We start from the raw sequence: 25,696 nt of genomic DNA, 5'->3' as shown, positions 1-25,696 counted from the left end.
CAGACAGAATGTTAGCGATAAAAGATAACGCTATAGGGAGGAAACCATGCGTTTGAAAATGAAACTTGCGACAACTGCGGCAATGTCTCTGGGTCTGATGGCCGGGGCGGCTTCTGCGCAAGAGGTTGAGGTTCTGCACTGGTGGACCGCAGGTGGCGAGGCCGCTGCGCTGAACGTGCTGAAAGAGGATCTGGAATCGAAAGGCATCGGCTGGCAGGACATGCCCGTCGCCGGTGGCGGCGGTGAGGCGGCGATGACCGCGCTTCGTGCCCGTGTCACCTCTGGCAACCCGCCGACTGCCGTGCAGATGCTGGGCTTTGATATCCTCGACTGGGTTGAACAGGGCGATGTTCTGGCTGACCTGAACGAGGCCGCCGAAGCCGAGAACTGGGATGAAGTTATTCCAGAGGCGCTTCAGCGTTTCTCGAAACCGGATGGCAACTGGATCGCGGCGCCGGTCAACGTCCATTCGACCAACTGGGTCTGGGCGAATAAGGGCATTCTGGACGAACTTGGCATCGCTCAGCCGACCACTTGGGACGAATTCATTGCAGCTTTGCAGGCAGTGAAGGATTCCGGCAAGGTCGCGCTCGCTCATGGCGGTCAGCCCTGGCAGGAAGCGACGATCTTCGACAGCGCGGTTCTGGCCGCAGGCGGCCCGGAATTCTATCAGGCTTCGATGATCGACCTCGACCCCGAGGCGCTGAATTCGCCAGAGATGGTCGACGCCTTCAACAAGATGGGTCAGCTGCGTGAATTAGTGGATGAGAACTTCTCGGGTCGCGACTGGAACCTCGCCTCGGCGATGGTCATCAATGATGAGGCCGCTTTCCAGATCATGGGTGACTGGGCCAAGGGCGAATTTTTGCGGGCCGAGTTGGTGCCGGGCGAGGATTTCCTGTGCTTCCGCGTTCCCGGAACCGAGGACGTGGTGACCTTCAACAGCGACCAGTTCGTCATGTTCAAGCAGGATGACGAAGGTGCGCGTACCGCACAGCTTGAAATGGCAAAGGCTGCGGAGTCGCCGGAATTCCAGGCGGCATTCAACCAGGTGAAAGGCTCTGTTCCGGCGCGGACCGACGTTTCGGATGAAGGCTTCGACGATTGCGGCAAGCAGGGCATGAAGGATCTGGCAGCGGCCTCCGAGGCCGGGACACTGCTCGGCTCCATGGGGCATGGCCACGCCAACCCGGCGGCGGTGAAAAACGCGATGTATGACGTCATCACCGCGCATTTCAACGGCGAATACAGCAGCGAGGAAGCTGCCGAAGAAATGCTGAACGCGGTCGAAGGCGCGATGTAAGCCTTTCGCGGCGGCGGGGCCTTGCGCCTTGCCGCCGCATCCCAAAGCATGACGAAAATTTCAGGGGGGAGTTTTCATGGCCGGGTCCACCCGCGCGCCACAGGACATGCGTACCATATTGCAGAACTGGCTGCCGAAGCTGGTCCTGTCGCCTTCGCTGGCGGCAATGATGGTCTTTGTCTATGGCTTCATCGTCTATACGGTCTATCTGTCCTTCACCAACAGCCGGATGCTGCCCAGCTATGATCTGGTTGGTTTCGACAATTATGCGCGGCTGTTCGGCCTGTCGGCATGGACCACCGCACTGATCAACCTCGCGATCTTCGCGACGCTGTATATCGTGATCTGCATTGCCATCGGGCTGCTGCTGGCGATCTTCCTCGACCAGAAGATCCGGGGCGAGGGGATGTTGCGCCCGATCTATCTGTATCCGATGGCGCTTTCCTTCATCGTCACGGGGACGGCGTGGAAATGGTTGCTAGACCCCGGCATCGGGCTGGAAAACACGATGCATATGTGGGGCTGGGAAAGCTTCGAGTTCGGCTGGATCAAGGACCGCGATTACGCGATCTATACGCTGGTGATTGCGGCGGTCTGGCAGTCATCCGGTTTTGTGATGGCGATGTTCCTTGCGGGCCTGCGCGGCATTGACAACGAAATGCTGAAAGCCGCCCAGATCGACGGCGCGTCGAACTGGAACCTGTATCGGCGCATCGTGATCCCGCTGCTGCGCCCGGCATTCCTGTCTGCCTTTGTGATCCTGGCCCACCTCGCCATCAAATCCTATGATCTTGTCATCGCGCTGACAGGCGGCGGGCCGGGCCGGGCGACCGAACTGCCCGCGACCTTCATGTATTCCTATACCTTCACCCGAAACCAGATGGGCGTCGGTGCGGCATCCGCAGTGATCATGCTGATGGGCATCGCCGCGATCATGGTGCCTTACGTCTATGCCGAGTTGAAGGAGCAGAAGTGATGTCCATGGGCGCACAGGACCAGGCCATCCGCACCGGCCGCATCACCCGCATGTTCATCTATGTGGTGCTGATCTTCTTCGCGTTGTTCTATCTGCTGCCATTCTTCATCATGATGATCAACTCGGTCAAACCGCTGGAAGAGATCACCGGCGGCAATATGATGGCTTTGCCGACTGAATATACCTTCGCGCCTTGGGCCTCTGCCTGGGGCAGCGCCCAGATAGGGGTCGAGGCGACGGGGCTCAAACCCTACTTCATGAACTCGATCCTGATGGTGGTGCCCGCTGTGGCGATTTCGACCATTCTGGGGGCGCTGAACGGCTATATCCTGACGAAATGGCAGTTCCGGGGATCGAATATCCTGTTCGGGCTGATGCTGTTTTCCTGCTTCATCCCCTTTCAGATCGTCCTGATCCCGATGGCGCGGGTTCTGGGGAGCATCGGGCTGGCGGGCACGACATCGGGTCTGATCCTTGTCCATGTGGTCTATGGGATCGGCTTTTCGACGCTTTACTTCCGCAACTATTATGCGGCCTTCCCGACCGAACTGGTGCGGGCCGCGATGATGGACGGAGCCGGGTTCTTCCGTATCTTCTGGCGCATCATGCTGCCGGTGTCGGGCCCCATCGCGGTGGTCTGCATCATCTGGCAGTTCACCAATATCTGGAACGACTTCCTGTTCGGCGCATCCTTCGCCGATCTGGATTCCATGCCGATGACCGTGGCGCTTAACAACCTCGTCAACAGTTCCACCGGCGTCAAAGCCTATAATGTCGATTTCGCCGGCGCGATCCTGGCAGCACTTCCAACGCTGCTCGTTTATATCGTCGCCGGCCGCTATTTCGTGCGCGGTCTGATGGCCGGCTCAGTGAAGGGATAACGCGATGCCGTTCCTCAATATAGACAATGTCACCAAGTCCTACGGTAATGTCGAAGTCCTGCACCGGGTCGATATCGGCGTCGAAGAGGGTGAGTTTCTTGTCCTTGTCGGGCCATCCGGCTGCGGGAAATCAACGCTTCTGAACATGATCGCGGGGCTGGAGAATATCACCAGCGGCACGATCTCGATCAAGGATCGGGTGGTCAACGACGTCCACCCGTCGAAGCGCAACATCGCCATGGTGTTCCAGAGCTATGCGCTTTACCCGAACATGACCGTCGGTCAGAACATCACCTTCGGGATGGAGATGCACGGCATCCCCAAGCCCGAGCGTGAGAAGAAACTGGACGAGGTCGCGAAGCTTCTGCAGATCGACCATCTGCTGGACCGCAAGCCGGGGCAGCTTTCGGGCGGTCAGCGGCAGCGCGTGGCGATGGGCCGGGCGCTGACGCGCGACCCGGATGTGTTCCTGTTCGACGAACCGCTGTCGAACCTCGACGCGAAACTGCGCGTGGATATGCGGACAGAGATCAAGAAGCTGCATCAGCGGCTGAAAAGCACCATCGTCTATGTGACCCATGATCAGATCGAGGCGCTGACGCTCTCCACCCGGATCGCGGTGATGAACAAGGGCTATGTCCAGCAGCTTGGCACCCCGAAAGAGGTCTATGATCAGCCCGCCAATATGTTCGTCGCAGGCTTCATGGGCAGCCCTTCGATGAACCTGCTTCCCGCGACCCTGCGCGAGGTTGATGGCGGGCTGGCGGCAGAACTGAAAGGCGCCGAAGGGCAGCAGATTCTGCTGAATCTCCCCCAGAACGGCCCGAACCTGCGCCGCTATCTGGGCAACCCCATCGTGCTGGGTATCAGGCCAGAGGCGATCACCGATCCCGAAGGCGTGGACCGCAATGCGAAAAACACACAGCCTTTGCACAACACGGTCACGGTGACCGAACCGGCTGGATCGGATACCTATGTCGATACATTGCTGTCGGGCAAGCCGTGCATCGCCCGGATGCGGGCCGATGTGGATGTTCATCCCGGTCAGCCTTTCGATTTCGTCGTGAATATGGACAAGGCCGTCGTCTTCGATCCTGAAACCGAAGACAGGATCGTGGACTGATGGATGCCGATCTGATCATCATCGGATCGGGGATGGGCGGCGCGACGCTGGCAGCGGCGCTCGCGCCCTCTGGGAAGCGCATCCTGATCGTCGAAACGGGTGAGCGGATGGTCGACAGCCCCGAAGCCGTGGACGGCTATGCCATCCATGGTCTGGGCCATTTCCGGCCCAAGGAAACCTGGTTCGACGGGCAGGGGCAGCCTTTCAGCCCCGGCAATTTCTACTATGTCGGCGGCAATTCCAAATTCTATGGGGCCGTGCTGCTGCGCTATCGCGAGGCCGATTTCAGCCCGATCCGCCATATGGGCGGCACCACCCCCGGCTGGCCGATCACATATGCCGAGATGGAACCGTGGTATCAGGCCGCCGAGGAGATGTATCAGGTCCGAGGGCAGTTGGGCGACGACCCGACAGAGCCCGCGCATTCCGGCAACTATCCCTTCCTGCCCGTCCCGGATGAGCCCGAGATCGCCGATCTGCGCCGCCGCTTGAAGGGGATCGGCCTCAACCCCTCATACCTTCCGCTCGGGGTGGATCTCACCCGTTGGTTGGAACGTGCCAAAATCGGATGGGACGGTTATCCGAACACTGTCGGCGGCAAGATGGATGCGGAAACGGTCGGTATTGCCGAGGCGCTGCGGCATCCGAATGTGACATTGCTGACCGGGACGCAGGCCGACCGACTGGAATGCGGTGAGGATGGACGGATCGTGGCGCTGCATGTGAGCGGGTCGGATGGTGCGCGGCGGCTTCAATCGCCTTTGTTTGCACTTGCCGCAGGGGCGGTGAATTCGGCGGCGCTTCTTTTGCGCTCGGCGGATGAGACGCATCCGAACGGGCTGGCCAATCGGTCCGACCAGCTTGGCCGGAACTTCATGAACCATAACTGCTCGGCGGTGCTGGCGATCCATCCGTTCCGGCGCAACAGAAGTGTTTATCAGAAAACGCTGATGGTGAACGATTTCTATGAAACCGGCGGCCCGGATGGTGAGCCGCTGGGCAATATCCAGATGCTCGGGCGGGTGACAGGGCCGATCCTTAAAGCCGGGTCGGGTTTGCCTTTGCCGGTGGCGAATGCGATCTCGTCCCGTGCGCTTGATCTTTACGCCATGTCCGAGGATCTGCCGGACCCCGAAAGCCGGGTGAGCCTGAAAGGCGATCAGATCGTGCTGGACTGGAAACGGTCGAACTGGACCGCGCATGAGGCACTTGTCGCGCGGCTGAAAAAAGAATTGCGCCGGGCAGGCTATCCGCTGGTGCTTTCGAAACCCTTCGACCGGCGCACGCCCAGCCATCAATGCGGGACGGCAAAAATGGGCCGCGATCCGGGCAGCAGTGTGACCGATATTCATAACCGCAGTCACGATCATCCGAACCTGTTCATCACCGATGCCAGCACCCTGCCGACCTCTGCCGCTGTAAACCCGGCGCTGACCATCGCGGCGCTGTCCCTGCGGGCGGCACGGCATATAAGCGAAAAGGACTGGGCATGAGCGTCGCGCTGATCACCGGGGGCCAGCAGGGCATCGGGCTTGGCATCGCGCAGGCTTTGCAGGTGGCGGGCTGGAAGCTGGCGATTGTGGCGGAACAGCCGCCGGATGCGGCAGAAGGTGTGATGCAGAAGCTTGGCCCGGATGCGCGGTATTATCAGCATGATCTGACCGGGATCGACAAGGTGCCTACGCTGATGGATGCCGTCGAAAGCGATCTTGGCCCCGTGACCTCACTGATCTGCAATGCGGGTGTGCCTGCGCGGATCAGGGGCGACATGCTGGAGATATTGCCCGAGAATTTCGACTGGACGATGAACATCAACCTGCGCGGCAACTTCTTCCTTGCCCAGCAGGTGGCGCGGCGGATGCTGGGGCAGGGCGAAGAACCCTATCGCAGTATGATCTTCGTGACCTCGGTCAGTGCCGAGATGGTGTCGCCGGAACGCGCCGAATACTGCATGTCGAAGGCCGCCGCCTCGATGATGGTCAAGCTGTTTGCGACGCGACTTGCGGCGGAAGGGATCGGCGTCTTCGAACTGCGCCCCGGTATCATCGCGACCCCGATGACCGCGGGCGTGTCGTCCAAATATGACGCGCTGATTGAAGCCGGGCTGGTTCCTGCATCCCGCTGGGGCGAACCCGCCGATATCGGTCGCGCCGTCCTGCCGCTGGTCCGCGGCGATATGGCGTTTTCAACGGGCAGCGTGATCGCCGTGGATGGCGGTCTGTCCATTCCAAGACTCTGAGGGAGGCCGAAATGGCCGAAGGATACGATTTCATCATCATCGGCGGCGGCAGCGCGGGCTGCGTGCTGGCCAACCGATTAAGCGAGAACCCCGATGCAAGCGTGCTGCTTGTCGAGGCCGGGGTGCGACCGCGCCACCCCTTCTATGCCATGCCCGCCGGTTTCGCCAAGATGACCAAGGGCATCGGCAGTTGGGGTTGGGAAACCGTGCCGCAGACACATATGCAGGACCGCGTCGTGCGCTTCACGCAGGCCCGCGTTCTGGGCGGCGGCTCTAGCATCAACGCGCAGATCTATACGCGCGGCAATGCGCTCGATTACGACGAATGGCGGCAGATGGGCTGCGAGGGCTGGTCCTATGAGGACGTGCTGCCCTATTTCCGCAAATCCGAGGATAATGACACCCATAACAACCGCTGGCACGGGCAGGGCGGTCCTTTGGGCGTGTCGAAACCCGCCGCCCCCCTGCCGATCTGTGAGGCCTATTTCAAGGCCGGGCGCGAACTTGGCATTCCCACCAATCACGACATGACCGGCGAGGATCAGGAAGGCTTGGGCTATTACCAGCTGACGCAGAAACATGCGCGGCGCTCCTCGACCTCGGTGGCGTTTCTGGACCCGGCGCGAAGCCGTCCGAATCTGACGGTGATGTCAGGGGCGCAGGTGCTTGGGATTGTGGTCGAAAATGGACGTGCCGCCGGTATTCGTGTCGATGACGGCAATGGTGTGATACGGATCGACGCGGCGGCAGAGGTGATCCTGTCATCGGGGGCGATCGGCTCGCCGCGTTTGCTGATGCTGTCGGGGATCGGGCCCGCGGATCATCTGCGCAGTGTTGGCGTCGATGTCGTGCTGGACCAGCCGGGTGTCGGGTCGGACCTGCAGGATCATCTGGATCTGTTCGTCATCGCCGAATGCACCGGCCCGCATACCTATGACCGCTATGCCAAGCCGCATTGGTCAGTGGTGGCGGGGCTGCAATATGTCTTCACGCGCAAGGGGCCGGTGGCCTCGTCACTGTTTGAAACCGGCGGGTTCTGGTATGCGGGCGAGGGCGCGCGTTCCCCCGATATCCAGTTCCATCTGGGCCTGGGTTCAGGAATCGAGGCGGGCGTCGCAGCCATGCCAAATGGCGGCGTGACGCTGAACTCGGCCTATCTGCGGCCACGCTCGCGCGGGACGGTTCGGCTGGCCAATAACGACCCGAAGGCCGCGCCGCTGATTGACCCGAATTACTGGGCCGACCCGCATGACCGCGACATGTCGATCAAGGGCCTGAAACTGGCGCAGGAGATCATGCGTCAGGACGCCCTGAAACCCTTCGTCCTGCGTGAGGTCCTGCCGGGGCCGGATGTCCGGACCGAACAGGATTACATCAATTACGCCGTCGCCAATGCCAAGACCGATCACCACCCGGCGGGCACCTGCCGGATGGGCGTGGATGAGGCGGCGGTCGTCGATACGCGCCTGCGTTTCAACGGGATCGAGGGACTGCGCGTCGTCGATGCCTCGATCATGCCAAGGCTGGTGTCCTCCAACACCAACGCGCCGACCATCATGATCGCGGAAAAAGCCGCTGATATGATCAAGGAAGATCACGGGGGACGCGGATGATCCGCCATATCGTCCTGATCCGCTTTCGCGACGATGTGCCGGAAGCTGCCATCGACACGATCTTCGCCGATCTTCGCCGCATCCGTGAGGTTCTGCCGGGGGTGATATCGATCACCTCGGGGCGCAGCGAAAGCCCCGAACAGATCGAACGTGGCTATCTTCACGGCTTCGTCGCGGATTTCACCGATTGGGACGCGCTTGCCGCCTATCAGGCGCACCCCGATCATCGCAGCGTGGGCGATGCGCTGATTAAAAATGCTGTCGGCGGCCTCGACGGTATCCTTGTTTTCGACCTTCCTGTTAAGGATTGAGCCATGCTGAACCTGCCCGACCAAGACGGCACGCTTGCGCCTTTTGCCATCACCCGCGAACCGCTGGTGCCGCGTGCGCCGCAGCGCGAATGGACCCGCACCGCCTTTGCCGCCGCCCATGTCGTCAGCGACCCGCTGGCAGAGCGCAGCCCGTGGACGGACCGTCCCGCCGTCGATTGGGAAGCGACGCTGAATTTCCGCCGCAGCCTGTGGAATCAGGGGCTGGGACTGGCCGAGGCGATGGACACCGCGCAGCGTGGCATGGGTGTCGATTGGGAAACCGCACGGGAGTTGATCGCACGGACGATGGCAGAGGCGAAGTCCCATCCCCTGAAGCCGCGTGTGGCCTGCGGGGCTGGAACCGACCACCGGATGCTGTCGGACCTGCCCGATCTGGATGCGATCATCGCCGCATATGAACATCAGATGGAGGCGATCGAGGCAGAGGGTGGGCAGCTGATCCTGATGGCCACCCGCGCTCTGCCCGCGATTGGCGCGGTGCCCGATGACTATCGGCGGGTCTATGACAGGCTGATCACGCAGGCGAAGGACCCGGTGATCCTGCATTGGCTGGGCGACATGTTTGATCCGGCGCTGAAAGGCTATTGGGGCAGCGCGGATATAGCTGCAGCGTCAGATGCGGTTATCGACCTGATTGCGGCGCATCCGGGTAAGGTGGACGGTATCAAGATCTCTCTTCTGGATCAGGCACATGAAGAATCCTTCCGTGCCCGCCTGCCAGATGGCGTGAAGCTGTATACAGGAGATGATTTCAACTACGCTGCGCTGATTGCGGGTGATGGCACACATCATTCCCACGCGCTTCTGGGCGCTTTCACGGCGATTGCACCTGCTGCGGCGCAAGCCCTGGACGCTCTGGCGGCGGGCGATCGTGCCAGTTACGACGCGCTGATGGGGCCGACCATACCCCTGTCGCGTGAGCTTTTTCGTGCGCCCACGCAGTTCTACAAGGCGGGGATTGCCTTTCTGTCGTGGTTGAATGGGATGCAGCCGGCCTTTATGATGCCTGCTGGTTTCCAATCCTCGCGGCCGATCACCCATTACGCTGACCTGTTTCGCCTTGCAGCCGCAGCGGGCTTGCTCAACGAACCGGATCTTGCCATGAACCGTATGCGTAAACTTCTGGCGGTCTATGGCATAGAGGCATGAAGCGACGACCCACGATTCTTGACGTTGCGCAAGCCGCGGGGGTTTCGAAATCGACCGTGTCGCTTGTCCTTCAGGGCAGCGAACTGGTGCGCGATGAGACCAACAAGGCCGTCCGCGAAGCGATGGTTAAGGTTGGCTATGTCTATAACCGCGCCGCGGCGAATTTGCGTTCGGCACAGACCGGGCTGATCGGGCTGGTCATCAATGACCTGCGCAACCCCTTCTTCACCGAACTGGCGACGACCATGCAGATGCGCCTGGCCGAAAAGGGTTACGCAACGGTGATCGGCCATTCGGATGAGGATCCGGCGCGTCAGGCGCAGCTTGTGCAGTCGATGATCGAGCATGGCGTTGCCGGGCTGGTGATATCTCCAACCTTCGGTGATCCGGGACCGGTGCTGTCCCAACTGGCGGCCGCCGGGATACCGGCCTTGCAGGTCTTGCGTCAGATCGAGCGAAGCGGTGCTGATATCCCCTTTGCGTCCTTCGATTACGGGGCGGGCGGGCAGGCGGCGACACAGCACTTGTTGGATATGGGTGCGCAACGGATCGCATTTCTGGGTGGCAGGGCCGAACGGGCAATCACCATAGAACGCGCCTCTGGCTATCTGAAGGTGATTGAAAAGGCTGGGCTGGAGCCGAGGCTGATGCACGGGCCGATCACCCGGCAGGAAGGGCGAGAGGCTGCCGACATTTTGCCCGATGACGTCGATGCGGTGTTGTGTTTCAATGACATGGTCGCGCTTGGTCTGATGAACGGGCTGGCACGCGGGAAACGTCGTGTGGGTCAGGATATCCGACTGGTTGGCTTTGACGGCATTGCCGAATGCACCGAAGTCTGGCCCGCGCTCAGCACGGTCAGTTGCGATATTGCGCGCTTCGGTGATGATACGGCAGGGCGGTTGCTGCGTTGGCTTGCACATGACGAAATGCCGCCTGCCGAAATTCGCGCGCCGGTCAGTCTGATCACCCGCGCTTCCAGCCTTGGGGTGAGTTGATGGACGACAAGAAGTTGCTGCGCGGCCTGTTTGATCGCGCCGTCGAGACCGCCGATCCGATGCGTTTCATCGGACCGAACCTTCCCGCGAAACCGAAGGGCAGGCTGCTGGTCGTCGGGGCAGGCAAGGCATCGGCCCGCATGGCCGAGGCGGTAGAGCACGAGCTCGGAGCCTGTGAAGGGCTGGTCATCACGCGATATGGCTATGGCCGACCGACGCAGGGGATCGAGATTGTCGAGGCCGCGCATCCTGTGCCGGATCAGTCCGGCGTCGATGCGACCGGGCGGATGCTGGAACTGCTGAAGGGGCTGGGCGCGGATGATCTGGTTCTGATGCTGATCTCTGGCGGGGCATCGGCGCTGCTATGCGCCCCTGCGGGTGAGATGACGCTGAAAGAAAAGCAGGCGGTGAACGCGGCGCTTCTGGCCTCTGGTGCGCCGATCGACAAGATGAATGTGTTGCGCAAGCATCTCAGCCGTGTGAAAGGCGGTCAGCTTGCGGCTGCGGCGGCGCCTGCGCAGGTCGTGACGCTTATGATCTCGGACGTGCCGGGGGATGATCCGGCGATGATCGGGTCAGGGCCGACTGTGGGTGATAATTCGACGGTTCAGGACGCTAAGGCGATTGTGGAACGGTGGGGCATTGATCTGCCGGAAAGCGCGAAAGCAGTGCTCTTCAACGGTTTCGGCGTCATTCCCGTGGGTGATAAACGGCTTGCGCGGGTGGACAATCGCGTTGTTGCCGCGCCCGCTCAGTCGTTGGACGCCGCGGCAGAAATGGCGCGTGCGGAAGGCTATCGTGTCATGATCCTTGGTGACGATCTGGGCGGAGAGGCGCGAGAGGTTGCTGCCGAACACGCATCGCTTGCCTTGTCAGAACAGTCGAAGATGAAAGACGGCGATGCCCCGCAAATAATCATGTCGGGTGGAGAATTGACGGTCACGCGGCGTGGCGATGGGGTCGGCGGACCAAATGCCGAATATGCGCTCGCACTTGCCCTCGCGCTGAAGGGCGCAACGGGCATTTCGGCCATCGCCAGCGACACCGACGGCGTGGACGGCGCGGCAGAGGTCGCGGGCGCAGTGATCGGCCCCGACACGCTGGGCAAAGCGCGGGCAGCGAATATGGACCCCGAGGACGCGTTGAGCAGAAACGACGCCCATAGCTTCTTCGAAGCAATCGGCGATCAGGTGGTGACAGGTCCGACGCTGACCAATGTGAACGATTTCCGTGCCATCATCATTCGCCCGGCATAGGCTGCGACGCACGGCCGCGTTTCGGCGCGGCGCGAAGCGGGCCAGAAATATTGCGGATCGCGACGTAGAAGCTGGGCACAAGGAAAATCCCGATGAATGTCGCGGCGATCATGCCGCCCATGACCCCGATACCGATGGAATTCTGGGCCGCAGCGCCCGCGCCCGATGCCGTTGCAAGCGGCACGACGCCAAGAATGAAGGCAAAGGACGTCATCAGGATCGGGCGCAGGCGCAGCCGTGCGGCCTCTACCGCTGCGGCGACGGTGCTGCGGCCCTGCAGTTCCAGCACGCGGGCGAATTCGACGATCAGGATTGCGTTTTTCGCGGCAAGCCCGATTGTGGTCAGAATGCCGACCTTGAAATAAACGTCATTGGACTGGCCAAACAGCAACGCCGCCGCGACCGCGCCAAGGATTCCGACCGGCACGGCAAGGATGACCGCCATCGGCACGGTCCAGCTCTCATAGATTGCCGCCAGTGACAGGAACACGACCAGTGCCGACAGTGCATAAAGGTAAGGCGCCTGATTGCCCGACTGGCGTTCCTGATAGGACAGCTCTGTCCAGGCGACGCCGAAACCGCCGGGCAGCTCGGAGACCAGCTCTTCCATTGCGTCCAGAGCTTCACCCGAACTGGTCCCCGGCGCGGCCTCGCCAGAGATGGAAATGGCGTCGATCCCCTCGAACCGCTGCAGGCGGGGCGCGACCGGTTCCCAACGGTATGAACTGAAGGCGCTGAAGGGAACCATTTCACCATCCGAGTTGCGGGCATACCACGCTTCCAGATCGTCGGGTTGCATCCGGTATTCCGCCGTTCCCTGCACGATGACCGGGCGCAGGTTGGCGCCCATCGCGAAATCATTCACTTCGCGTCCCGAAAAAATGATCGACAGCATACCGTTCACTTCGGACACGTTCAGGCCCAGTGCCTCGGCCCGCTGCGCGTCGATCATCAGGCGCAGGGCGGCGTCATCCTCATCCCCTCGACCGCGCACATTTGTCAGGCGCGGATCGTTTTCTGCCGCAGCCTCCAACGCAGCAGAGCCCTCGCGCAGCGCGTCGGTCCCTTGCCCGGTCTGGTCGATCAGGAACATGTCGAAGCCAGCCTGATTGCCGAGTCCCTGAATGGCGGGCGGCTGGAGGAAGCTGATCCGGCCGGCGCGATTATTGCCGAAGCGTTCATTCGCCCGCTGTGCGACCGCTGCCGCCGCAAGCTCTGGATCACTGCGTTCGCCGAAATCCTTCAGCTTTACAAACATCATCGCGCGGGCCTGACTGCTGCCGGAAAAGCCCCAGCCAAGCGCACCAAAGATGGATTCGACCGCAGGTTCTTCGTTCAGCAGATAATCCTCGATCTCCTCGACAACGGCGCGGGTCTGCTGTGAGGTCGAGCCCTCGGACAGGCTGATCTGTGCCATCATCACCCCCTGATCCTCGGTCGGTATGAAAGTCGAGTTCATGCGGGTGAACAACTGCCATGCCCCGGCCCCGATGAGCACAAGCACGATGATGGCAAGGACAGGGCGGCGCAGCAGCCGGGCGATGATCGCCGCATAACCATCCGCCATTCGGTCGAAGCTGCGGTTGAACCAGCGGGTCGGGGCAAAGCGCGGTTCGCCCTGATGTGGGCGCAGAAGGGTCGCGGTCTGCGACGGCGTCAGGATCAGTGCAGCAGCCAGCGACAGGCCCATCGCGGTGATGATCGTGACGGAGAACTGGCGGTAGACCACGCCGGTCGATCCGGCCATGAAGGCCATCGGCAGGAACACCGCCGACAGCACCGCAGCGATCCCGATCAGCGCGCCAGAGATCTGGCGCATCGACCTTTCCGTCGCCTCCACCGGGTCGACGCCATCTTCGCGCATGACACGTTCGACGTTTTCGACCACGACAATGGCGTCATCGACCAGCAGGCCGATGGCCAGCACCATCGCGAACATGGTCAGCGTGTTGATGGAATATCCCAGCACGCCCAGCACAGCGAAAGTTCCCAGCAGCACCACCGGCACAACGATGACCGGGATGATCGTCGCCCGCCAGCTTTGCAGGAAGATCAGGATCACGGCGACGACCAGTACAATCGCCTCGATCAGCGTGTGATAGACCTTTTCGATGGACAGTTCGACGAAAGGCGAGGTGTCATAGGCGACGCGCAGTTCCACCCCCTCGGGCAGAACCTCGTTCAGCTCGGCCAGAACCTCGCGCACGCCCTCTGCCGTATCGACGGCATTCGCGCCTGTCTCAAGGTTGATGCCGAAACCCGCCGCGTTCAGCCCGTTGAAGCGGCTGTCAGAGCCATAGCGCTGCTGGCCGATCTCAATATCGGCGACATCGCCCAGCCAGACATTCGCGCCGTCTTCGCCGGTTTTCAGCAGGATGCGGCGGAAATCCTCGACCCCCGTCAGTTGGCTTTGTGCGGTAATGGTTGATGTGAACTGCTGCCCCGGCAGGACGGGCTGCGTGCCCAGTGACCCGACCGATACGGTCGAGTTCTGCGCCGACACCGCAGATGTGATGTCGGTGGGAAGCAAGCCGAACTGGGTCAGCCGGAACGGGTCCAGCCAGATGCGCATCGCATAGCCAGAGCCGAACACATTGATATCGCCCACGCCCTCGACCCGCTTCACCGGGCCTTCGACAATCTCCTCCAGCATATTGCCGAGTTCCACCGTCGAGTGCTGGCCGTCCGTAGATACCAGAGAGCCGACCATCAGGATCGAAGACGTGGAACGTGTGACACTGACTCCGTTATCCTGCACGGCAGAAGGCAGGCGGGATTCAACGCTGCGGACCTTCGATTGCACATCGTTCAGCGCGTCGGTCGGGTCGACGCTGTCGTCAAATGTCAGCTCCAGCGAAGAGCGGCCCTGAGACGATGAGGATTCGAAATAGATCATGCCTTCCACGCCGGTCAGCGAATCCTCGATTGGTGTGGTGACAGAATTCTGCACCGCCTCCGCCGTGGCGCCGGAATAGCTGGCACCGATGCGGATCGTTGTGGGGGCAATGTCCGGGTATTGCGATACCGGCAGGCCAAGCAGGCTGTAGATACCGGCCAGCATGGTGACAATGGCCAGCACCCAGGCAAACACCGGTCTGTGAATGAAGAACTGACCCATTCTCAGCCGCCGCCCGAGGTGGCTTCGCCCTGCGGTCTCGCACCGCCAGGCGCAGGCGATGCTGGATCGGCAGAGGCCGTGGCCGGGGTTTCGGTGCTTTCAGGGGGCTTCGCCGGCGCTTCGGCGTCAGTCGCCTCAGGCGCTTCGCCTTTGTCACGCACAACGCCGTTTTCGTCGATGGTCACTGCGACTGTCGTCACCTCGGCCCCGTCGCGCAGATTGTTCAGCCCGTCAAGGATCAGCGCATCGCCACTGTCCAGCCCCTCTGTCACCATCCATGCGTTCTGATAGGTGCCGGTTTCAGTCAAGGCGACCTCTGTTGCCTTGCCGTCACGCGCGACGAACGCGGTCAGCTGCCCACCGGCCGAACGGCTGGTTGCACGCTGTGGCACAAGCACGGCGTTGACCTGACCGACCGTCAGCGTGACGCGCACGAACTGACCCGGCAGGATACGCCGGTCTGGATTGTCGAATTGCAGGCGGATCGGGACGGTTCCGGTTGTGGCCGAAACCTCTGCTCCGGGGCTGAGGACGCGACCGGGCAGCGGATAGGTCTCGCCCGTTTCCAGCGTCATGCGGGCATCGTCTGGTGCGCCGAGACGCTGCATGCTGCCATCGGCCAGGCTTTGCTGATGGCGCAGGATGCGTGCGCGGGACTCGGAGACATCGACATAGATCGGATCGGTCTGCGCGACCTCTGTCAGCGCATCGGCCTGAGCGGCGCTGACAATGTCGCCGACGCTGAACGGCGTCACCGAAACAAGGCCGCTGATCGGACTGGTGATTTCCGTCCTGCGCAGGGCCAAGCGGGCCAGATCACGCTGCGCCTCTGCCGCGCCAAGATTGGCTTCTGCCGCTGACAGCGCAACCTCTGCCGCCTCAAGATCCGCGCGGGACACACCCGAACCGCTGAGCCTGCGATAACGTTCGACCGTTGCCTGCGCCCCGCTGAGCGCCGACTGGGCGGAGGTGACGGCAACCTCTCGGGCGGTCAGTTCTGCAGCGAGTGTCTCATCCTCGATCTGAAACAGGACCGTTCCGGCCTCAACCTCGGTTCCGGCTTCATAGGGAATAGAGGTGATCTCGCCGCCGACCTTTGGCCGTATCGCCGCGCGCTGATAGGCGACGGCGCGCCCCGGCAATTCGACCGTGACGGGCACATCCTGCCGCGCGACTTCTATCACGCCGACCTCCTTCGGCCCGGCCGGTCCCGGCCCGCCGGGTCCATGTTGCGCCTGAGATGGTGCCGCGAGCGTTGCCAAAGCCAGCAGTGCAACCATCATCAATGCTGACAGGTGCGTTATGGTTTTCATTGTCTCGCGCTTCAGCTGGATCATAATCTGCAATGTCGGGGAGGTTACGGTTTTCCACAAGTCGCAATCGCGTCAGCTTAACTTAGCCCGTAGAACCTAAACGAAACCGAAATGAACGCGCTGAAGCGTCACTTTGCTTAACTCTCTACGTCTGTGATGCTTCCTGACTGGCGCACTTTGCGTGCAAGCAGGCAGAGGCTGGTACGGGCCGGTTTTTCGGAAAATCTTTATTGATGGAAACGCCGCCGATCTGCTTGGCTGCCGCCTTTTCAAGTGCGATGGTCAGCGCCATGGAGATCCCGCCATGGATCGAATGTTATGACACATAAGAAATCCGCCGCGGATTGTGGATCGAGGCGATGAAACCGCCCGGGATTTCCGCCGCTATCGTCGGGATTAGAGATAACTTTGCCGTCTCGCCCCGTGCGCTCTGAATGAGAATAGCATCTTTCCGCGCGATATCCGCCCACGACTGTGTGGATGATCTGTTCGGGACTGGCCGCCATGCCGGTAGAACTCGTATCCCGCTCTGATGGGGGCGGGTTAGAAGTCTTTCTAGGTCAGGACTCGGCGCATCTCAGTTTCTTTCCTGATCCAATGCGATGACGGCCTCGGCCATGAGCTCGGCACCAAGAGCGATGTCGCCGGCCTCCGTCCACTCCTCCGGACAGTGAGAGCGTCCGTCCTTGCTGGGTACAAAGATCATCGCGGCAGGCGCAATCTTTGCCATATAGGCCGCGTCATGGCCCGCTCCTGAAACCATTCGGCGATGGCTGGCCCCTATTGTTTCTGCCGCCGACTCCAGCATCGTGATAAGTCCGTCATCCATCGGGGTTGGGTGGTTGTCGGACATCAGGCGGGTTTCAGCGCGGATGCGTTCGGGCATCCGCTGTGCCCGCTCTTCGATCCATGCCAGAAAGTCTTCCATTGCTTCGCGTTGCGATGAGCGCGCGTCGATCAGCATTCTGACGCGGCCCGGAACGACATTGGCCGCACCCGGTTCGATCCCGAACTCACCTACCGTGGCGGTGAAGTGATCCGGTCCCGCGGCGCGACGTTTCGCCTCTGCGTCTATGTCGCAGACAAGGGCTGCTGCCGCAACAAGAGCGTCCGCGCGGGTCCCCATCGGCGTGGTTCCGGCATGATCAGGCTGGCCCGTTAATACAACCTCGATCCGCTCGATCCCGGCGATGGCGGTCACGATGCCCAGATCGGTGCCTTCGTTTTCAAGGACGGTGCCCTGCTCAATGTGCAATTCCAGAAAAGCCCGGACCTTGCCCGGATCGACCGGCTTATCCGGCGCACCTCCGACATCGCGTATTGCCTGCGCGAGTGTCCTGCCATCGTGCGTCAGGTCAAGCCAGTCCTTCGGCAGCGCTGCCGTCATGCCGCGTGAGCCAATGCAGGATACACCGAAGACCGATACCTCCTCGGCCAGAAAATCCACCACCGCGAGGTCATGGCGCAGAACGATTTTTTGTTCCTTCAGCATCCGCGCAACCTCCAGTGCTACGATCACGCCACCGATGCCGTCAAAGCGTCCTCCATCTGGCACTGTATCTGAATGGCTTCCGATCAAAATCGTGCCAAGCCCTTTTACACTGCCCGTCCGCCGCCCGATCATGTTACCAGCAGCATCCGTCGATACGTCGAGACCTGCTTCGGAGAACCGTGTTTCCAGCCATGAGCGCCCCTCGTCAAAGCGCGGAGAGAAGGCACGGCGTGTCCACGGACGACCGGGATCGGTGATCGCTGCCATAGCCTCGATATCCGATCTGATCCGGTCGGTGTGTACACGAAGATTACGCATGAGGTGTTTTCCTTGGTTCAAGGGTTTCAGGCGGACGCAGGAATTCGCCCTGTCGAGTTTTGGCAAGCACCGTCTGCCCGTCGAAAATCTGCTGCCCGAGCCGCTATTTTGCAGCGACAGAGCAAGGAGATTCAACACCTTCATTAGGCCACAAGCCAGCGATAGAATCTGGGCTGGCCGACCTTATAGACCTGTGCCGCGGGTTTATGAACCGTCAGATCAGCGTCGCGCGCTCTATCGCATAGTTGATGAAAAATGGGGACACCAAATCAAACCCCGGAAAGACGGATGCGTTTTTTATCGGCCGGTGCGCGAACTTTCCCGATCAGTGCGATTCTGTCATCGCTGGCAGCATGAAACCGTTGGAAACCTCTTGCGCTGTCAGGGCAACGTGGCCGAACAAGACAAGATCGAAATCGGACATGGAGACGGCCTTCGCCCTAACTGAGGACCGTAGTGACAACCTAATGAAACGGCACGGCAAAGGCGGGTCGCGTACAAAACGGGCATTGCAAATCCTGCCCGGAACATGCGCAATTGACCCTAGGGAAAGCCAAGCGGCGTAATGGAGGTATAAGATGCCAGCAGAAGACATTGGGAATGATCGCCGTCAGGAGGCACTTGATTACCACGAGTTTCCGAAACCCGGTAAGCTGGAAATCCGCGCGACCAAGCCAATGGATACTGGCCGGGATCTGTCCAACGCCTATTCCCCCGGCGTCGCCGAGGCCTGCCTCGAGATCGAAAAGAATCCGCTTGATGCGATGCGCTATACCGCGAAATCGAATCTGGTTGCGGTGGTGTCGAACGGAACGGCGGTGCTGGGTTTGGGCAATATCGGCGCGCAGGCTTCCAAGCCAGTCATGGAAGGAAAAGCGGTTCTGTTCAAGAAATTCGCCGGTGTCGATTGCTTTGATATCGAGGTGAATGAGACCGATCCCGAAAAGCTGGCCGATCTGGTCTGCAAGCTGGAACCGACCTTTGGCGCGGTGAACCTTGAGGACATAAAGGCCCCGGACTGTTTCCTTGTCGAACGGCTGTGCAAAGAGCGGATGAATATCCCGGTTTTCCACGACGACCAGCACGGAACGGCCATCGTTGCCGCAGCGGCGGCCAGCAATGCGATGCGGCTGTCGGGCAAGAAATTCGAAGATATCAGCGTTGTGGCGCTTGGTGCGGGTGCGGCCGGGATCGCCTGTCTGAAAATGCTGATGGTGATGGGGGTGAAGAAGAACAACATCACCATGCTGGACAGCAAGGGCGTGGTGCATACGCAGCGCAACGACCTGAACCCAGAAAAGCAGGAATTCGCCCGCGACACCGAAATGCGCACCACCATGGAAGCGATGAAGGGCGCGGACCTTTTCCTTGGTGTCTCCGGCCCCGGGCTGCTGACGCGAGAGATGGTGGCGCAGATGGCCGATAACCCGATCATCTTCGCCCTTGCCAACCCGACGCCCGAAATCATGCCGGAAGAAGCCCGCGCCGCAGCACCGAATGCGCTGATCGCGACGGGGCGCAGCGATTACCCTAATCAGGTCAACAACGTCCTGTGTTTCCCCTTTATTTTCCGTGGCGCTCTGGACACTGGCGCGACCCAGATTAACGACGAAATGAAGGTCGCCTGTGTCGAGGCGATTGCGGCGCTTGCCCGCGAGACGACCTCGGCCGAGGTCGGGCAGGCCTACCGGGGCGAAACGCTGACATTCGGGCCGGAATATCTGATTCCGAAACCCTTCGATCCGCGCCTTCTGCCGACCATCGCAACCGCCGTCGCAAGGGCCGCGATAGAATCCGGCGTGGCGACGCGCGAACTGGACCTTCAGGATTACACCCGTCGCCTGCAGGGCCGCGTCTATCGCAGCTATAATATCATGCGCAGCGTGTTTGATGCCGACAAGGTCGCTCGCCGCCGGCTGGTCTTTGCCGAGGGCGAGGATGAGCGCATCCTCCACACCGCCCGTCAATTGATCGAGGAAGGCCACGACACGCCGATCCTGATCGGTCGGCCAGAGGTGATCCAGCAGCGGCTCGACCGCGAAGGCATCCGGCTGGACCTTAATGCGATAGAGGTTATCAACCCCGAAAGCGACGTTCGCTACCGTGACTATTGGACCGCATATCACGAACTGATGCGCAGGCGCGGGGTCACACCGGATCTGGCGCGCGCGATCATCCGGACAAACACATCGGCGATTGCAGCGATGATGGTGCATCTTGGTGCGGCGGACAGCATGATCTGCGGCACCTTCGGCGAATACCGCTGGCACCTTCGCTATGTCAGCGAGATTCTGGCGCGCGGCAATGCCCATCCGGTCGGTGCGCTTTCGCTGATTATTCTGGACCGGGGTCCCTTGTTCCTCGCCGATACGCAGGTCAATCTTGACCCCGATCCGCAGCAGATCGCCGAAACTGTGATTGGGGCCGCCCGGCATATGCGGCGCTTCGGGATAGAGCCGAAGATTGCACTGTGCTCTGCCTCGCAATTCGGGAACCTGGACAGCGAAACCAGCCGGAACATGCGCGCTGCGATGGAGATATTGGACGGCATGAACCTCGACTTCGAATATGAAGGAGAGATGCCCGCCGATGTGGCTCTCGATCCGGATCTGCGCGAAAGGCTGTATCCCGATGGCCGACTGAAGGGCCGCGCGAATGGTCTGATCTATGCAAATGCCGAAATCGCCAATGCGGCGCGCAATATGCTGCGTTCTGTCGCGGGCGGGCTGGAGGTCGGGCCGATCCTGATGGGGATGGAGAACCGCGCCCATATCGTCACGCCGGGCATTACCGTACGCGGGCTGATGAATATCTCGGCACTCGCCGGCAGCAATGTGTCCAGCTACGGTTGATTCCCGAAGCGAAGGGCAGACGGGCTCGCGCGGAATTGAACACCGCGCGAGCCGTCGGCTGTCGGTGCATTAACCCATTCTGCGTTGCCTTGCCGTGACGCCCGGCATAACGTCCGGACGTATTGTGGCGCATCGGAAAGATGTCGTCACTGTCCGAAAAGTCGAGATATTCCGCGTGACTACTAAAAATTCCACCAAGCTTTATCCGGTCATTCTGTGCGGTGGGTCTGGCACGCGCCTTTGGCCGCTGTCGCGAAAATCCTACCCCAAGCAATTTGTTCCACTTCTGGGCGATACGACCCTTTTTCAGCAGGCGGCGCAGCGTTTTGCCGGCGATGGCGAACAGACGGAATGGCAGTCTCCGGTGATCGTGACAGGGGCGGATTTCCGCTTTGTTGTGACAGAGCAATTGCAGGAAATCGGCATTGACCCCGGCGCCGTCATTATTGAACCAGAGCCGCGCAATACTGCGCCTGCCGTGCTGTCAGCGGCGCTTTATCTGATGGCCAGCGATCGCGACGCCGTGATGGTCGTCGCACCATCGGATCACGCAATACCGAATTCTGCGGCCTTCCTTGCTGCGGTCAGGCGTGGCTTGCCGGCGGTGAGCGAAGGCAAGATCGTCACATTCGGGATAACTCCGGACCGGCCAGAAACGGGCTATGGCTATCTCGAACTTGCCGCTTCGCAGGATGAGTCCGGTGGCACGCGCGACCTGCTGCGCTTTGTTGAAAAGCCGGACGTGGACAAGGCGCAGCAGATGCTGAATTCGGGTAATTTCCTCTGGAATGCCGGCATTTTTCTGGCCCGCGCGGCCGATATGGTCGAGGCGTTTCGTCAACATGCGCCGGATGTCGTAGGCCCCGTCACACAATCGCTTGGCAAAGCCGTTGTGGATCTGGGGTTTCTGCGGCTGGCGCCCGATGATTACGCCGCTGCGCCGTCAATCTCTGTCGATTATGCGGTGATGGAAAAGGCGGATAACCTTGCCGTCGTCCCGTTTTCCGCCGGCTGGTCCGATCTTGGCGGCTGGGACGCGGTGTGGCGCGAACAGGGGCCGGATCAGGACGGCGTTGCCCTGTCCGGTCCGGCGGAGGCGATAGATTGCCGCGACACCTTGCTGCGTGCCGAAAGCGAGGGGCAGGTGCTGGTCGGGATCGGGTTGGAGAATATCGTTGCCGTGGCCATGCCTGATGCCGTGCTGGTTGCGCCCAAGGACCGCGCGCAGGATGTGAAGAAGGCTGTTGATCTGCTGAAAAAACACAAACGGCCACAGGCAGAAATCCTGCCGCGCGACTACCGCCCCTGGGGCTGGTACGAAACGCTGGTTCTCGGCGGGCGCTTTCAGGTCAAACGCATCGTCGTCAATCCCGGTGCAGCGCTGAGCCTGCAAAGCCACCACCACCGGGCAGAACATTGGATCGTGGTCGAGGGCACGGCGAAGGTTACGATTGATGACAAGGTGCAACTCGTGACCGAAAACCAATCGGTCTATATCCCCCTTGGTGCCGTTCACCGCATGGAAAACCCCGGCAAGCTGCCTATGGTCCTGATTGAGGTTCAGACCGGCAGCTATCTGGGAGAGGATGACATTATTCGCTACGAAGATATCTATGCGCGCGGGCAGGGGGCAAAAGGCTGATGCGCCTGAACTGCTTCAAAGCCTATGACATCCGGGGCAGGCTGGGCGTCGATCTGGATGTCGATATCGCGCATCGCATCAGTCGTGCCTTCTCGCAGGCCCTTGCTGCTGAACGTGTCGTGCTCGGGCGCGATATCCGCGCATCATCGGCAGAGTTGGCAGACGCCGTCGCCGACGCCTTGATCGCGGAAGGGTGCGAGGTTCTGGACCTTGGGCTTGCAGGTACAGAAGAGATGTATTTCGCTGTCACCCATTTCGATGCCGATGGGGGGATAGAGGTCACCGCTTCGCATAATCCGATGGATTATAACGGCATGAAAATGGTTCAGCGCGGCTCTGCCCCGCTTGGATCTGCTTCGGGGCTGAACCACGTGCAGCGACTGGCAGAGGCGGGCGAGTTCGGGCCGGATAAATCCGGCGGTAGGCGTCTGGACGTCGCTGATCAGGCGCGGGTGGCCTATGTGGCGCGGGTGATGGCGTTTGTCGACACTGAGGCTTTGCGACCTATGAAGATCGTCGTGAATTCAGGCAATGGCGCTGCGGGTCCAACCTTTGATGCCATAGCAGCGGCGCTTGCGTCACTTGGCGCACCGCTGGAGTTCATTCGCCTGCATCATGAACCCGATGGCAGCTTTCCGAACGGTATCCCGAACCCTCTGCTGCCTGAGAATCAACCAGTGACCGCCAAGGCCGTACGCGAGGCCGGTGCCGATATAGGGGTCGCCTTTGACGGCGATTTCGACCGCTGCTTTTTCTTCGACGAGCAGGGAAAATTCATCGATGGCGAATATATCGTTGGTCTTCTGGCTGCTGCCTTTCTGGCGAAAGAGCCGGGCGCGACCATCGTTCACGATCCGCGCGTCATCTGGAATACGCAGGACATCGTTGCCAAGGCCGGTGGCACTGCCATTCAGGCCCGCACCGGTCATGCATTTCAGAAGGCGGCGCTTCGTGAACATGATGCCGTCTATGGCGGTGAGATGTCGGCGCATCACTATTTCCGCGACTTCGTTTATTGCGACAGCGGCATGATCCCTTGGCTTCTGGTGGCAGAACTGATGGGACGTTCCGGCAAGCCGCTCTCGGCGCTGATAGACCAGCGGCGCGCGGCCTTTCCGTCGTCCGGTGAAATCAACTTTGTCGTGACCGATGCCGATGCCGCCCGCGACCGTGTGGAACGTGCATTCGCGAAGCAGGCAAAGGGCCGCGATGAGATGGACGGGTTTTCACTGGATATGGGTGATTGGCGCTTCAATCTGCGTGCGTCGAATACCGAACCGTTGCTGCGGCTGAACGTCGAAACGCGAGGGGATCGCGATTTGCTGAACCGCAAGGTCGCCGAGCTTCGCGCGCTGATCGAAGAGGGCTGAGGCCGCCGCGTTGCTGTCAAATTCGCTCTCTGCTCTAGCATCTCGGGTGTGACACCGAAGCAGTCGTCGGCTGTCAGCGGCAATAGCAGATAAACGGCTCGGCGTCGGTTCCAACTGCGCCCGCGGATGTCGAACAATCCATCAGAGCGTCAGCGAAAACACGGCCGCCCCGGCAAGCCCTTTTTGCAAGCGGATGTGCCCACGATCGTTAACTGTGAGGTAGCGATCACCGGCCCGCAGACGAAATTCCAAAACCGACTGGCTTTCGATCATGAACCTCGCGGCTCTGGCATTCTCTGGCCCGACTGCAAGCCCGCCCTCCGGCTCGGTCTGGATCGGAAGGCGCAGTTCTTCGGCAATGCAGAACAAGCGCAGTCGCCCCGACCTGATCTCTGGGTGCAGGGGAACTTCGCCGATCTTGGGGTCGCGACGGCCGGGCCGGATTATGTCAGTCATCGCGTCATAGACCATCACCTGATCCGGCCCGAATCCCAGAACCGGCCTGCTGCAAGTCAGGGCCGCTGTGGCATGAGTGAAGGCGTTTCGACCCGCCAGCGTTCGGATATGAGGGAAAGCCGAGCGGTAAAAGGATAGTACGGCCTTCACCCCTTGCTTGTCCTTGAGTTGCGCGGCCACGGGTTCCAGCCACTCAGGGAACTCCCGTGCAATGGCGCGGGGTGGCAGGCGCAGAAACTGCGGCAATACCAATGCGGGATGTTGATCGGCGGCGCGGCGCAGGACCTCTCTTTTCCGGATGGCGCTCCGGCGGCGTGCGGTGCTTATGGAGCGGCGTAGTGCGGCTATGTCGTCATTCCGGCATGCGTTGATGATCTGTCCAAGAACGGCACTTCCGGCGAGGACTTTCATCACGTGATGCCCGGCGCCATAAACAGGGGCGATGCGGCTGCGCGGGCAGATCGACACGATCTTTCTGGCGTGCCAGTCGTCGCGCGATTGCCAAGGGTCGTGAAGGATATATACCTTGCCGCTTACCTCATCGGCCCGGATACCCATTCCTGACATGTCGGGGCGAAAGTAATCCTTCCAGCCCGGTGCAATGGCACATTCAGCGGCGTCGATAGACCATTGCGGTTCACAGGCAATCACCTGAGTGGCGCCCAGCCGCGCCGAATGCTTCAACGCGCCATAGCCCCCCATAGAACTGCCGAAAGTCACCACGGTCCTATAATCGCGGGCAATCGCGCGGATCGCAGCAACAGCGCGTTCCATGCTGTTGACCGGGAACCAGTTCGGGGATTTTGCCATGATACCGATGGCGCTGATCCCCAGTTTGGCCAGCGGCGCATCCGCAAAAAACCTTTTGCCCTCGGCCAGCATCTCCAGATTGCCGAAGGTGATTACCAGATGGCTGCGACCAGCGGGCTGCGCGACGACGCGGATCTGGTCATCCTCGAAAATGATGCGGGTGTCGGCAGGGTGGGTCACGGACGGGTGTTGGAAAAGGAAATTCTCACGCAGCAATTTTGCACCTGACGCTGCGAAGGACAAGAAGTCGGGAGATATCCGAAGCTTGACGTTTACCCTTGGTCATGCCAGCTATGCCGCGATGCGACAGGGGCGCTCGGATCTATCCGGGCTGAGAAGCACCCTTTGAACCTGAACCGGACAATGCCGGCGTAGGGAGGCGCAGGAAATGGCCCGCGCCTGTCGTTCGCCCTTTCCCGTGTTCCTCTCACTTTGCGCCGCGCGAGAGAGGGAGA

General features: G+C 60.9%; 19 protein-coding genes and 1 riboswitch. Of the genes, 14 read left to right on the top strand and 5 right to left on the bottom strand.

The window, feature by feature from the left end; translation table 11 throughout:
• The first annotated feature begins 46 nt into the window (after nt 1-46).
• From PAF20_RS07495 to PAF20_RS07445, 11 genes are all read left to right on the top strand, one after another.
• Entirely contained in the window at nt 47-1,303 is a 1,257-nt protein-coding gene (locus PAF20_RS07495) for an ABC transporter substrate-binding protein (RefSeq protein ID WP_271073082.1), read from the top strand.
• A 76-nt stretch (nt 1,304-1,379) separates the two neighbouring features.
• Nucleotides 1,380-2,279: a carbohydrate ABC transporter permease gene (locus PAF20_RS07490; RefSeq protein WP_271073081.1), complete on the top strand. Its 900-nt coding sequence runs from the start codon at nt 1,380-1,382 to the stop codon at nt 2,277-2,279.
• On the top strand, nt 2,279-3,160 hold the full coding sequence (locus PAF20_RS07485; RefSeq protein WP_271073080.1) for a carbohydrate ABC transporter permease: 882 nt from the start codon (nt 2,279-2,281) through the stop codon (nt 3,158-3,160). The genes PAF20_RS07490 and PAF20_RS07485 overlap by 1 nt, the downstream gene beginning before the upstream one ends.
• Before the next feature lie 4 nt (nt 3,161-3,164).
• Complete coding sequence (locus PAF20_RS07480) at nt 3,165-4,283, top strand: ABC transporter ATP-binding protein (RefSeq protein ID WP_271073079.1); 1,119 nt, start codon at nt 3,165-3,167, stop codon at nt 4,281-4,283.
• Nucleotides 4,283-5,776, top strand: coding sequence for a GMC oxidoreductase (locus PAF20_RS07475; RefSeq protein WP_271073078.1), 1,494 nt, complete (start codon nt 4,283-4,285; stop codon nt 5,774-5,776). The genes PAF20_RS07480 and PAF20_RS07475 overlap by 1 nt, the downstream gene beginning before the upstream one ends.
• Nucleotides 5,773-6,522, top strand: coding sequence for a 3-ketoacyl-ACP reductase (locus PAF20_RS07470; RefSeq protein ID WP_271073077.1), 750 nt, complete (start codon nt 5,773-5,775; stop codon nt 6,520-6,522). The genes PAF20_RS07475 and PAF20_RS07470 overlap by 4 nt, the downstream gene beginning before the upstream one ends.
• An 11-nt stretch (nt 6,523-6,533) precedes the next feature.
• Entirely contained in the window at nt 6,534-8,135 is a 1,602-nt protein-coding gene (locus PAF20_RS07465) for a GMC family oxidoreductase (RefSeq protein ID WP_271073076.1), read from the top strand.
• Complete coding sequence (locus tag PAF20_RS07460; protein ID WP_271073075.1) at nt 8,132-8,446, top strand: Dabb family protein; 315 nt, start codon at nt 8,132-8,134, stop codon at nt 8,444-8,446. Before PAF20_RS07465 ends, PAF20_RS07460 begins: the two co-directional genes overlap by 4 nt.
• A gap of 3 nt (nt 8,447-8,449) precedes the next feature.
• Nucleotides 8,450-9,616, top strand: coding sequence for a dihydrodipicolinate synthase family protein (locus tag PAF20_RS07455; protein WP_271073074.1), 1,167 nt, complete (start codon nt 8,450-8,452; stop codon nt 9,614-9,616).
• Entirely contained in the window at nt 9,613-10,614 is a 1,002-nt protein-coding gene (locus tag PAF20_RS07450; protein ID WP_271073073.1) for a LacI family DNA-binding transcriptional regulator, read from the top strand. Before PAF20_RS07455 ends, PAF20_RS07450 begins: the two co-directional genes overlap by 4 nt.
• On the top strand, nt 10,614-11,870 hold the full coding sequence (locus PAF20_RS07445; protein WP_271073072.1) for a glycerate kinase type-2 family protein: 1,257 nt from the start codon (nt 10,614-10,616) through the stop codon (nt 11,868-11,870). The genes PAF20_RS07450 and PAF20_RS07445 overlap by 1 nt, the downstream gene beginning before the upstream one ends.
• Here the strand turns inward: PAF20_RS07445 and PAF20_RS07440 are convergent.
• From PAF20_RS07440 to PAF20_RS07425, 4 genes are all read right to left on the bottom strand, one after another.
• A complete protein-coding gene (locus PAF20_RS07440) occupies nt 11,854-14,988 on the bottom strand; it encodes a multidrug efflux RND transporter permease subunit (RefSeq protein WP_271073071.1) in 3,135 nt (1,044 codons plus the stop codon). The two genes, PAF20_RS07445 and PAF20_RS07440, sit on opposite strands and share 17 nt — an antisense overlap.
• 2 nt (nt 14,989-14,990) lie before the next feature.
• Nucleotides 14,991-16,301: an efflux RND transporter periplasmic adaptor subunit gene (locus PAF20_RS07435; protein ID WP_271073070.1), complete on the bottom strand. Its 1,311-nt coding sequence runs from the start codon at nt 16,299-16,301 to the stop codon at nt 14,991-14,993.
• Nucleotides 16,302-16,446: 145 nt separating this feature from the next.
• A complete protein-coding gene (locus tag PAF20_RS07430) occupies nt 16,447-16,593 on the bottom strand; it encodes a hypothetical protein (protein ID WP_271073069.1) in 147 nt (48 codons plus the stop codon).
• Between the two features lie 285 nt (nt 16,594-16,878).
• The gene (locus PAF20_RS07425) at nt 16,879-18,111 is read right to left on the bottom strand and encodes a Zn-dependent hydrolase (protein WP_271073068.1); all 1,233 of its coding nucleotides are present in this window, start codon (nt 18,109-18,111) and stop codon (nt 16,879-16,881) included.
• A gap of 578 nt (nt 18,112-18,689) precedes the next feature.
• On the opposite strand from PAF20_RS07425, the gene PAF20_RS07420 reads away from it, so the two are divergent.
• The 3 genes from PAF20_RS07420 (at nt 18,690) to PAF20_RS07410 (ending at nt 23,975) form a co-directional block, all read left to right on the top strand.
• The gene (locus PAF20_RS07420) at nt 18,690-20,963 is read left to right on the top strand and encodes an NADP-dependent malic enzyme (protein ID WP_271073067.1); all 2,274 of its coding nucleotides are present in this window, start codon (nt 18,690-18,692) and stop codon (nt 20,961-20,963) included.
• Between the two features lie 175 nt (nt 20,964-21,138).
• The gene (locus tag PAF20_RS07415; protein WP_271073066.1) at nt 21,139-22,605 is read left to right on the top strand and encodes a mannose-1-phosphate guanylyltransferase/mannose-6-phosphate isomerase; all 1,467 of its coding nucleotides are present in this window, start codon (nt 21,139-21,141) and stop codon (nt 22,603-22,605) included.
• On the top strand, nt 22,602-23,975 hold the full coding sequence (locus tag PAF20_RS07410; RefSeq protein WP_271073273.1) for a phosphohexomutase domain-containing protein: 1,374 nt from the start codon (nt 22,602-22,604) through the stop codon (nt 23,973-23,975). The genes PAF20_RS07415 and PAF20_RS07410 overlap by 4 nt, the downstream gene beginning before the upstream one ends.
• A gap of 141 nt (nt 23,976-24,116) precedes the next feature.
• Here PAF20_RS07410 and PAF20_RS07405 read toward each other — a convergent pair whose 3' ends face one another.
• A complete protein-coding gene (locus PAF20_RS07405) occupies nt 24,117-25,421 on the bottom strand; it encodes a hypothetical protein (RefSeq protein ID WP_271073065.1) in 1,305 nt (434 codons plus the stop codon).
• Nucleotides 25,422-25,539: 118 nt separating this feature from the next.
• Nucleotides 25,540-25,636, top strand: a riboswitch (TPP riboswitch).
• Nucleotides 25,637-25,696: the final 60 nt, after the last annotated feature.

Origin of the sequence: Paracoccus albus, assembly GCF_027913035.1 — a bacterium.
Classification (GTDB): domain Bacteria; phylum Pseudomonadota; class Alphaproteobacteria; order Rhodobacterales; family Rhodobacteraceae; genus Paracoccus; species Paracoccus albus.
This window is presented reverse-complemented; position numbering and strand designations above follow the sequence as displayed.